Genomic DNA, 2147 nt, shown 5'->3' on the forward strand with positions numbered 1-2147 from the left:
CCTCAAAGGCCTGTGGGAAATCCGCGACGGCGCGCCGGTGCGTCAACTGGCGGCCTACTACTACGACGCCCACGGCGACCTGATCAACGCGCAGGACGAAAACGGCGCCGCGTGGAGCTACGAATACCAGCATCACCTGATCACCCGCTACACCGACCGCACCGCCCGTGGCATGAACCTGCAATGGCAAGGCACCGGGCCCGACGCCAAGGCCGTGCGCGAATGGGCCGACGACGGCAGCTTCGACACCCGCCTGGAGTGGGATGAAAACATCCGCCTGACCTACGTCACCGACGCCCACGGCAACGAGACCTGGCACTACTACGACATCCTTGGCTACACCTACCGCATCCGCCACGCCGACGGGCGTTCGGAATGGCTGTTCCGTGACGACGCGAAAAACATCCTGCGCCACGTTCACCCTGACGGCAGCACCGACCGCTACAGCTACGACGAGCGCAGCAATGTGCTCGAACACATCCGCGCCGACCACAGCGTCATGCACTACGCGTACAACGATCAGGACCAGTTGATCAAAATCCGCGACGCCGAAGGCGGCCTGTGGCTGCGCGACTACGACGACCACGGCAACCTGATTGAAGCCATCGACCCGCGGGACAACAAGACCGAGTACGCCTACAACGACGCCGGGTTGCCGACCGCGATCAAAGACGCCAACGGCAACGAAAAAACCCTCGCCTACAACGACGCAGGCCAACTGGTCGAGTACGTCGACTGCTCCGGCAAAACCAGCGCCTGGGCCTACAACGACCTCGGGCAAATGGTCTGCTTCACCGATGCGGCGGGCAACAAAACCGAGTACGAGTACAGGTCCGGGCAGTTGATCCTGATCAAGCACCCCGACAACACCGAAGAGCGTTTCAACCGCGACGCCGAAGGTCGGCTGCTGGCCCACACCGACGGCCTTAACCGCTGCACGACGTGGACTTACACGGCGGCGGGCCTGATCGACGAACGTGTCGACGCCGCCGAACACACCTTGCGCTACCGCTGGGACCGTCTCGGGCAACTGCTCGCGCTGGAAAACGAAAACCAGCAACAGGCCAAATTCCATTACGACCCGATTGGTCGTCTGCTCAAAGAGACCGGTTTCGACGGGCGCAGCACCCTCTACGAGTACGACGCAAGCACTGGCCGCCTCGCGAGCACCGTCGACGGGCAGCGCACTACCCACGTCGAGTTCGACCCGACAGGGCGCCTGATCGAGCGCACCGCACGCCTGGGTGACACCGAGCAAACCGAAACCTTCGCCTACGACGGCAACGGCAACCTGGTCATGGCCACCAACGCTGACAGCCGCCTGCAATGGTTCCACGACCCGGCGGGCAACCTGCTGCGCGAACACCAGCACTACCTGAGCCTGCAAAAACCGGTAGTCGCTGTGTGGCAGCACGAGTACGACGTGCTCAACCAACGCATCGCCACCACCCGCCCGGACGGCCACAAAGTCAGTTGGCTGACCTACGGCAGCGGCCACCTGCTGGGCATGCGCCTCGACGAACACGAACTCATCGGCTACGAGCGCGACGACCTGCACCGCGAAGTCGCCCGCCACCAAGGCAACCGCCTGCTGCAAACCCAACAATGGGACCCGGTCGGCCGTCTGCAAGCCCAACTGCTGAGCCGTAGCGACGACCAGTCCACATTGCTCAAACGCGAGTACAAATACGACGCCGCGGGCCAACTGACCGACATCAACGACAGCCGCCGCGGGCCGTTGTCCTACCGCTACGACCCGGTGGGCCGCCTGCTCAGCGCCACCAGCCGCCTGGGCGTCGAAACCTTCGCCTTCGACCCGGCCAGCAACCTGCTGGACAACAGCGTGGCCGAAATTCGCCGCCCGCTGGACCAAGACCCGAAACGCAACACACTGATGGACAACCTGCTGCGCGAATACGCGGGCACGCACTACGAATACGACGAGCGCGGCAACCAGATCCGCCGCTGGCACAACGGCCAACAAAGCCAAATGCGCTGGGACTTGTTCGACCGTCTGGTGCGCTTTGAAGACAACACCCTCAGCGTCGACTACGCCTACGACCCGCTGGGGCGGCGCATCCATAAATACTCCAACGCCCACCACAAGCATCGACCGGAAGCCGGCTCGCACTGGAACCAAAACGAAC

1 pseudogene is annotated in these 2147 nt (G+C 63.4%); it reads left to right on the forward strand.

Going from position 1 to position 2147, the window contains the following annotated elements:
* Positions 1–2147 (forward strand): annotated as a pseudogene (locus tag ACP7A4_RS22950) (RHS repeat-associated core domain-containing protein); the annotation flags it as partial.

The sequence above is a fragment of the Pseudomonas sp. TWR3-1-1 genome, assembly GCF_049896545.1.
Classification (GTDB): domain Bacteria; phylum Pseudomonadota; class Gammaproteobacteria; order Pseudomonadales; family Pseudomonadaceae; genus Aquipseudomonas; species Aquipseudomonas weihenstephanensis.